Annotated in this window: 8 protein-coding genes; 5 read left to right on the top strand and 3 right to left on the bottom strand. The window is 70.6% G+C overall.

Features of this window, described 5'->3' with window-relative positions; genetic code table 11:
- The 4 genes from AC3XYG_RS41105 to AC3XYG_RS41090 form a co-directional block, all read left to right on the top strand.
- A partial coding sequence (locus AC3XYG_RS41105) for an extracellular solute-binding protein (RefSeq protein ID WP_489145698.1) occupies positions 1-1,597 on the top strand: 1,597 nt, incomplete at its 5' end.
- A 198-nt stretch (positions 1,598-1,795) separates the two neighbouring features.
- A complete protein-coding gene (locus tag AC3XYG_RS41100; RefSeq protein ID WP_489145697.1) occupies positions 1,796-2,743 on the top strand; it encodes a Bug family tripartite tricarboxylate transporter substrate binding protein in 948 nt (315 codons plus the stop codon).
- Positions 2,740-3,228 (top strand): tripartite tricarboxylate transporter TctB family protein, encoded by a 489-nt coding sequence (locus AC3XYG_RS41095; RefSeq protein WP_489145696.1) that lies wholly within the window; start codon positions 2,740-2,742, stop codon positions 3,226-3,228. The genes AC3XYG_RS41100 and AC3XYG_RS41095 overlap by 4 nt, the downstream gene beginning before the upstream one ends.
- Before the next feature lie 11 nt (positions 3,229-3,239).
- Positions 3,240-4,757, top strand: a complete 1,518-nt coding sequence (locus AC3XYG_RS41090; RefSeq protein WP_489145695.1) for a tripartite tricarboxylate transporter permease — start codon at positions 3,240-3,242, stop codon at positions 4,755-4,757.
- Between the two features lie 4 nt (positions 4,758-4,761).
- On the opposite strand, the gene AC3XYG_RS41085 is transcribed toward AC3XYG_RS41090, so the two are convergent.
- Genes AC3XYG_RS41085 through AC3XYG_RS41075 form a run of 3 tightly spaced genes read right to left on the bottom strand, consistent with a single transcriptional unit; the run spans position 4,762 to position 7,289 of the window.
- Entirely contained in the window at positions 4,762-5,355 is a 594-nt protein-coding gene (locus AC3XYG_RS41085; RefSeq protein WP_489145694.1) for a flavin reductase family protein, read from the bottom strand.
- Positions 5,356-5,389: 34 nt separating this feature from the next.
- Complete coding sequence (gene mtgA, locus AC3XYG_RS41080; protein ID WP_489145693.1) at positions 5,390-6,145, bottom strand: monofunctional biosynthetic peptidoglycan transglycosylase; 756 nt, start codon at positions 6,143-6,145, stop codon at positions 5,390-5,392.
- Position 6,146: 1 nt separating this feature from the next.
- The gene (locus AC3XYG_RS41075; RefSeq protein ID WP_489145692.1) at positions 6,147-7,289 is read right to left on the bottom strand and encodes a pyridoxal phosphate-dependent aminotransferase; all 1,143 of its coding nucleotides are present in this window, start codon (positions 7,287-7,289) and stop codon (positions 6,147-6,149) included.
- Between the two features lie 123 nt (positions 7,290-7,412).
- On the opposite strand from AC3XYG_RS41075, the gene AC3XYG_RS41070 reads away from it, so the two are divergent.
- Positions 7,413-8,222 (top strand): M48 family metallopeptidase (locus AC3XYG_RS41070; protein ID WP_489145691.1); only part of this gene is annotated, 810 nt, incomplete at its 3' end.

Here is an 8,222-nt window from a genome sequence, read left to right as displayed (position 1 = left end):
GCTGATGGACGCCACCGTCCGCCATCGCCTTGAGGCGCGCGAGGCCACCGCGGTGGGGCTGGAGGCGGTGATCGAGGATGTCCGGCAGCGCCTGGATTCGGCCGATGCCGACCGGCTGGCGGTCACGGTGAGCCCTGATGCGGCCGATGCCGCCGTCAATGGCGACCGGGTGGCGCTGCGCGAAATGGTGTGGAACCTGATCGACAACGCCCTGACCCATGCGCCGGACGGGACCGTCGAGGTCGCGGCGGCGCTGGAGGCCGGGCGGGCCGTCATCCTGGTCTCCGACCGCGGCCCCGGCATCCCGGACCAGGAGAAGGAGCTGGTGCTGGAGCGCTTCATCCGCGGCCAGGCCGGGCAAGCGCAGGCCGGATCCGGGCTGGGCCTGTCGATCGTGCGCACGGTGGTGGCGGCGCATGGCGGAAGGCTGGCGCTGCTGGACCGGCCGGGCGGCGGGCTGCAGGTGCGGGTGGAACTGCCGGTGGCGGCCGACCGTGTGCGGCGCCGGCTCCGCGGCCTGGGCACGTTGGCGGCGATCGGCATCGTCGCCCTGGCGGCCCTGACCGATCCGGGCCTTGCCGCGCCGGGCACCACGACCTGGCCGGCCCCGGCCGGCGGCAGCCGCACCCTGACCATCCTCGGCGCCACCGACACGCCGCTGTTTGCCCGCTTCATCACCGATTTCCAGCAGCTGCGGCCCGAGATCCGGGTGGTCTATGAGGAGACCGACACGCTGCCGATGTATGAGGCGGCGTCGGGCGGCCGCCTGTCCCCTGCCCCCGATCTGATGATCAGCTCCGCCGCCGACCTGCAGGTGAAGCTGGCCAATGACGGCTATGCCCAGCCCTATGCCTCGCCCTGGCTGGACCGGCTGCCGCACTGGGCGCAGTGGCGCGCCGAGGCGATCGGCTTCACCTTCGAGCCGGCGGTGATCGTCTACGACCCCGACCAGTTGCCGGAGGCGGAGGTGCCGCGGTCGCATCTGCAGCTGACCGAGCTCTTGGAGGCGCAGCCGGACCGGTTCCGCCATCGGGTCGCGACCTACGACATCGCCCGCAGCGGCATCGGCCATCTGCTGGCGACGCAGGATGCGCTGATCTCGTCCAACTTCTGGCGGCTGGCCACCGCCTTCGGCGCGGTCGAGGCCCGGCTGAGCGGCAGCAGCCCGGAGATGCTGGACCGGGTCGAGAGCGGCGAGCTGATCCTGGGCTACAACGTCCTGGGGTCCTACGCCTTCGCCCGGCAGGCGGCGGGGCAGCGCATCGGCGTGGTGGTGCCGGAGGACTACGCGCTGATCATGACCCGGGTCGCCCTGATCCCGCGCGAGGCGCCGGATGCCGATTTGGCCCGCGCCTTCGTCGACTACCTGTTGTCGCCGCGCGGCCAGGCCCTGGCGGCGGGGGTTACCGGCCTGGGGGCGATCATGCCGGACACCGACGGCCGCTGGACCGCCGGCTCGATCGCCGGCCGGGCCGAGGGCGCGCTGCAGCCGATCCCGCTGGGGCCGTCGCTGCTGGTGGCGCTGGACGACCGGCGGCGCGAACGCTTCCTGCAGACCTGGCGGCGCCTCGTCGCCGGCGCCATGACAGGACGCTGACAGGTTGCGTCCCTAGACTGGTCCCGAACCGGGCCCGTCAGGGATGCCCGGGCCAAGCAACGGGCCAGGGAGGCGCCGCGACACGCGGCAATTGAGTCGAATTCAGCACATCACCGGCCGGCGACGGCCCGACCTGCGCCTCGGGCGCGGGACCGTTCGCGTTCGGCCGAAAAACAAACCCATAAGGGAGGATTATCGATGAAGAGACTGGCGATCGCCACCGTGGCCGCGCTGCTGGCGCTGCCCCTGTCGGCCCAGGCGAACGACTACAGCATCATGGCGCCGGCCGGCCCCGGCGGCGGCTGGGACCAGACGGCGCGCTCGATGCAGGCGGCGCTGCAGGCCGAGGGCATCTCGCGCAGCGTCCAGGTCGTCAACGTGCCCGGCGCCGCCGGCACGATCGGCCTGGCCCAGTTCGCCAGCCAGTCCAAGGGCGACCCGAAGGCCCTGATCGTCGGCGGCTACGTCATGGTCGGCGGCATCATCACCAACAAATCGCAGATCACCCTGGCCGACGTCACCCCGATCGCCCGCCTGACCGGCGAATACGAGGCGATCGTCGTGCCGAAGGATTCGGCGGTGAAGACGGTGCAGGATCTGGTGGCGGCGCTGAAGAAGGATCCGGGCGGCGTGACCTGGGCCGGCGGTTCGGCCGGCGGCACCGACCACATCGCGGTCGGGCTGATCGCCAAGGCGGCCGGGGTGGACCCGACCGAGATCAACTACATCGCCTATTCCGGCGGCGGCGAGGCCCTGGCGGCGGTGCTGAGCGGCCAAGTGACGGCCGGCATCTCGAGCTATGGCGAGTTCGAACCTCAGGTCAAGGCGGGGACCCTGCGCGTCCTGGCCGTGTCCAGCAGCGCGCGTCTGCCCGGCGTCGATGCGCCGACCCTGAAGGAGTCGGGGCTCGACGTCGAGGTGCAGAACTGGCGCATGATCGCGGCAGCCCCGGGGCTGAGCCCTGAGCAGAAGGCGGCCGTCGCCGCCGACATCGAGGCGCTGGCCAAGTCGAAGGCGTGGCAGGAAACGCTGAAGACCAAGGGCTGGATCGACACCTACCTGGCCGGCGATGCGTTCGACAAGCAGCTCGCTGCCGATATCGGCACCACCGGCCAGATCCTCAAAGACATCGGCCTGGCCGAATGAGCATCGCCCCGGAACACACCGTTAAGCGTCGGCCGGACTGGCCGGCCCTGGGGATCGCCGCAGCCCTGGCCATCGTCGCCGCGGTGCTGTTCTGGGACGCCAGCCTGCTGAATGTGAAGGGGTTCGCGGCGCGCTTCGGCCCCGCGATCTTCCCCCGCCTGATCGGCGGCCTGCTGCTGATCCTGGCGGTGTGGGCGGCGATCGGCGCCTGGCGCGGCGACACGCCGCCGCGGGAAAAGGACGACCTGCCGCCGATCGCCTGGATCGTCGGCGGCCTGGCCGCCCAGATGCTGCTGCTGAGCACGGCCGGCTTCTCGATCGCGACCGGCCTGCTGTTCGCCGCGACCGTGAAGGCGTTCGGCCGCGGCCCGCTGTGGCGGACCATCCCGATCGGCATCGTCTTCGCCCTGGTGGTCTGGGTGATCTTCGCCAAGGGGCTGGACCTGACCCTGCCCGCGGGCCCACTGGAAAAGCTGTTTTCGTGAAGGCCTGACGTATGGACACTTTCGGCTTCCTCGCCCAGGGCTTCGCCGTCGCTCTGCAGCCGATCAACCTGCTGTATGCCCTGATCGGCGTCACCCTTGGCACCGCGGTCGGGGTGCTGCCGGGCATCGGCCCGGCCCTGACCGTGGCGCTGCTGCTGCCGGTGACCTATTCGCTCGACCCCGGCGGGTCGCTGATCATGTTCGCCGGCATCTATTACGGCGGCATGTATGGCGGCTCGACCACCTCGATCCTGCTCAACACGCCGGGCGAGAGCGCCTCGATCATCACCGCGCTGGAGGGCAACAAGATGGCCCGCGCCGGCCGCGGCGGCCCCGCCCTGGCCACGGCGGCGATCGGGTCCTTCGTCGCCGGGCTGATCGCGACGGCGGCCCTGGCCTTCATCGCGCCCGAGGTCGCCAAGATCGCCATCTCCTTCGGCGAGCCGGAGAAGTTCGCGCTGATCCTGCTGGCCTTCATCACCGTGTCCGCCGCCTTCGGCGATTCGCCGATGCGCGGGCTGACCTCGCTCGCCATCGGCCTCACCATCGGCCTGATCGGCCTGGACGAGCTGAGCGGCCGGGCCCGGCTGACCTTCGGCAGCCCGGAGCTGCTGGGCGGCATCGGCGTCACCATCCTTGCGGTCGCCCTGTTCGCCATCGGCGAGGCGCTGTCGGTCGCCGGCAGCCAGGGCCGGGTTGCCGAGCACATCGAGGCGATCCGCGGCTCGATCTGGATGAGCAAGTCGGACTGGAAGCGGTCCTGGAAACCCTGGCTGCGCGGCACCCTGTTCGGCTTCCCGATCGGGGTGATGCCCGCCGGCGGCGCCGAGATCCCGACCTTCCTGTCCTACGCCACCGAGAAGAAGCTGTCGAAGCACCCGGAGGAATTCGGCCATGGCGCGATCGAGGGCGTGGCCGGGCCGGAGGCGGCGAACAACGCCTCGGCCGCCGGCACGCTGGTGCCGCTGCTGACGCTCGGCCTGCCGACCTCGGCCACCGCGGCGATCCTGCTGGCCGGGTTCCAGCAATACAACATCCAGCCGGGGCCGCCGCTGTTCCAGACCAACCCCGACCTGGTCTGGGGCCTGATCTCCAGCCTGTTCGTCGCCAACGCCATGCTGCTGGTGCTGAACCTGCCGCTGGTGGGCCTGTGGGTCCGGCTGCTGTCGATCCCGCGCCCCTGGCTGTATGGCGGCATCATGGTGTTCGCCACGCTGGGCACCATCGGATCGAACCCATCATCGTTCCAGCTCGGGCTGCTGCTGGCCTTCGGCCTGCTCGGCTACATGCTGCGGCGCTTCCACTACCCGATCGCGCCGGTCGTGGTCGGCTTCATCCTGGGGCCGATGGCGGAACTGCCGCTGCGCCGGGCGCTGCAGAACAGCCGCGGCGACCCGATGATCCTGGTGTCCTCGCCGATCTCGATCACCCTGCTGGCCATCACCGTGCTGGTCGTGGTGGTGCCGCTGGTGCTGCGCCAGATGGGTCGCGGCCGCATCCTGGCGCAGCTGGCGACCGAGGAGGATTGAGGGCCTAAACCTGGGCGTCCAGGGCTTCGCCGATCGCGTAGAAATGGCCGCCGGAGACATGGTGCAGGCTGCGCCATTCCGGCCCGGCATCCTCGAAGTGCCAGCGGCCGTCCCTGAAAACGCGGGTGTCGGCCCAGGCGGCGACGACCTCGCCGATGAACAGGTCGTAGGTTTGCTGGATATGCGGTTCGGGAATGACCCGGCAGGCCAGCCAAGCCGAGCAGCCCCGGACCAGAGGCGCCTCGACGCCGGGCATCCGGAACAGATCGACGCCGATGCGCGCCAGCTTGTCGGGCTCGTCGCCCAGGCTGCGGGTGCCCACCGCCCGCGTCAGCTCGAGCTGCGCGACGGTCGGCACCTGGAGGACGAAGCTGCCGCTGGCATCGACCAGCCCGCGCGTTGCGGCGATCTTGTCCAGCACCACGGTCACCTTGGACGGTGAGAAATCGAGCGCGCAGGCCCAGGCCGCCGCCATCACATTGTCGACGCCGCCGGCGCGGGCGGACACCAGCACCGTGGGGCCGTGATTGAGCAGCCGGTACGCCTTGTCGAGGGCGACGGGAGCGACATGTGGGTCCATGTGATCGGGTCCGGTCATGGGGTCATTCCGAGGAAGAGGAAATCGGCGGCGATCACTCGACGCAATCGAGTAGGTCGCCGAGCTGGCCGATGCGGCCCTGGATGGTGGCGGCGCGGCCCGCGACATAGCGTGAGGGCTTGCCGGCGGACCAGCCGCGCGGATTGGGCAGCACCGCGGCCAGCAGCGACGCCTCGCGCGCCGACAGCTGCTTCGCGCTCTTGCCGAAATAGGCCTGCGACGCCGCCTCGACCCCATAGATGCCGGGGCCGAGTTCGACCACGTTGAGATAGACCTCCATGATCCGGCGCTTCGGCCACAGCGCCTCGATCATCACGGTCAGATAGGCCTCGAAGCCCTTGCGCAGCAGGGTGCGGCCATCCCACAGGAAGACGTTCTTCGCCGTCTGGTTCGAGATGGTGCTGCCGCCGCGCAGCCGGCCGACGCCGGAGCGGTAATGGTCCCAGGCCTGGCGCATCGACCCCCAGTCGAAGCCGTCATGCCGGCAGAACAGATTGTCCTCGCCCGCCATCGCCGCCTTGGCCATCGCGGGCGCGATGTCGTCCCACGCCACCCAGTCGCGGTGCCAGCCTTCGCCCTCGAACAGCCGCAGCACCATCAGCGGCGTCGCAGGCACCGGCACCACACGGTAGACGATGGTCAGCGCCAGCGGCGCCAGAACCAGCAGCGCGAACAGCCCCCACAGGATCTTCGACCACCAGCGCCGCCGGCCCCACCAGCGGCCAAGGCCGCCGGGGAGGCGCAGGCTTGGCAGCCGCGGCCGCCAGCGGGACGCGGCGCGGCGGGCCATGTCAGCGAAGCCAGCGCTGCAGCCGGTCGGCCGCCTCCGCCATCTCCTCGGTCGCACCGGCGAAGGAGAAGCGCATGGTCGCATGGCCGCGCACCGGGTCGAAATCGACGCCCGGCGTCGCCGCCACCCCGGTTTCGGCCAGCATGCGCCGGCAGAACTCCAGGCTGTCATTGGTCAGGTGGCCGATCTCGGCATAGAGGTAGAAGGCGCCGTCGGCCGGGGCCAGCCGGTCGAAGCCGGCGCGCGGTAGTGCCTCCAGCAGCAGGCCGCGGTTGCGGCTATAGCGGACAACGTTGCGGTCCAGCTCCTCACCGCAATCGAAGGCCGCCACCGCCGCGTATTGCGACAGGGTCGGCGGCGAGATGGCGAAGTTCTGCGCCAGGCATTCGACCGGCCGCACCAGCTCCTCCGGCAGCACCAGCCAGCCCAGCCGCCAGCCGGTCATCGAATAGTATTTCGAGAAGCTGTTGACGATGATGGCGCTGCGGCCGGTCTCCAGCGCCGTCCGGGTGCCCATGCCGTAGGTGATGCCGTGGTAGATCTCGTCCGACACCAGCCGGATCGACTTGGCTTCGCAATAGGCCGTCAGCTCGGCCAGCGCCTCGGGCGACAGCATGGTGCCGGTCGGGTTGGCCGGGCTGGCGACGATCAGCCCGTCCAGCCTGCCGCCATGGCGCTCCAGCAGCTCCGGCGTCGGCTGGTAGCGCGTCTCCGGCCCGGCCGGGATCTCCACCACCTCGATGCCCAGCGCAGTCAGGATGTTGCGGTAGGCGGGATAGCCCGGCGCCGCCAGCGCCACCCGGTCGCCGACATCGAAGGCGGCGAGGAAGGCCAGCAGGAAGGCGCCGGAGGAACCGGTGGTCACCACCACCTGCTCGGGCGTCACCGCGGTGCCGTAGGCCCGGCCGTAATGGTCGGCGATGGCCTGGCGCAGCGGCGGGATGCCGAGGGCAACGGTGTAGCCGATCCTGTCGTCGCGCAACGCCGCCTGCGCCGCCGCCAGCACGCCGGCCGGCGCCGGGGTGCTGGGCTGGCCGACCTCGAGATGCAGCACGTCGCCATGCGTCTTCTCGCGCGCGGCGGCCGCGCTCATCACATCCATCACGATGAAGGGCGGCACCTGGCCGCGGCGGGAGATCTTCATGACGGTCGGGTCTCTTCGGCGATATGGGTGACAGGCAATGCAACGGCGCCGCCGGCTCGACACATTCGGTTTCTAGCGTGATGATCCAGAGGGGCGGATCGCCGGCACGAACGGAGCGGGGCGTTGGGACGGGTCATTCGAATCTTGGTGCTGGCGGTGGCGGCGGCGATCATGGGACCGCTGACGGCGGCCCAGGCGCAACGCATTCCGGTGATCCGCGACGCCGAGATCGAAACTAGCATCCACCGGATGATGACGCCAATCTTCCGGGCAGCCGGGCTGGACCCGGATGCAGTCAGCATCAACCTGGTCAGCGACGATTCGGTGAACGCCTTCATCGCCGGCGGCCAGAACATCTTCATCAACACCGGGCTGATCGCGGAGACGCGCAGCGCCGACGAGCTGCTGGGCGTGCTGGCGCACGAGACCGGGCACATCGCCGGCGGCCATCTCGTGCGCGGTGCGGAGCAGATGGAGCGCAGCAAACTGATCGCCACCGTCGGCTCGCTGCTGGGCGCCGCCGCCGGCGCCGCGGCCGGGCGCGGCGACGCCGCCATCGCCGGTGCGGTGACCGCCCAGGACATGGTGCGGCAGAACATGGTCAACTTCACCCGCGGGATCGAAAGCTCGGCCGACCAGGCCGGCCTGCGCTTCCTGTCCCAGGCCCACATCCCGGCCCAGGGCATGCTGGACTTCCTCAAGCGCATGCAGGATGCCGAGCTGACCCACCCGGACGGCTCTCCCTACACCCGCACCCACCCGCTGACGTCCGACCGGATCGAGGCGGTGCAGGCCACCATCACCCAGACGCCGCAGCCGACGACCATGCCGGCGGGCGATGACGACCAGTTCGCCCGGATCCGGGCCAAGATCATCGGCTTCATGACGCCGGAGAGCGTCGGCCGGGCCTATCCGGCCAGCGACACCAGCCTG

This window comes from Inquilinus sp., assembly GCF_057815775.1.
This window is presented reverse-complemented; position numbering and strand designations above follow the sequence as displayed.

Excerpts from the sequence above, each read along its gene's own strand:
- AC3XYG_RS41085 (WP_489145694.1), bottom strand. The coding sequence starts at position 5,355 with ATGACCGGACCCGATCACATGGACCCACATGTCGCTCCCGTCGCCCTC.
- mtgA (WP_489145693.1), bottom strand. The coding sequence starts at position 6,145 with ATGGCCCGCCGCGCCGCGTCCCGCTGGCGGCCGCGGCTGCCAAGCCTG.
- AC3XYG_RS41090 (WP_489145695.1), top strand. The coding sequence starts at position 3,240 with ATGGACACTTTCGGCTTCCTCGCCCAGGGCTTCGCCGTCGCTCTGCAG.
- AC3XYG_RS41095 (WP_489145696.1), top strand. The coding sequence starts at position 2,740 with ATGAGCATCGCCCCGGAACACACCGTTAAGCGTCGGCCGGACTGGCCG.
- AC3XYG_RS41100 (WP_489145697.1), top strand. The coding sequence starts at position 1,796 with ATGAAGAGACTGGCGATCGCCACCGTGGCCGCGCTGCTGGCGCTGCCC.
- AC3XYG_RS41075 (WP_489145692.1), bottom strand. The coding sequence starts at position 7,289 with ATGAAGATCTCCCGCCGCGGCCAGGTGCCGCCCTTCATCGTGATGGAT.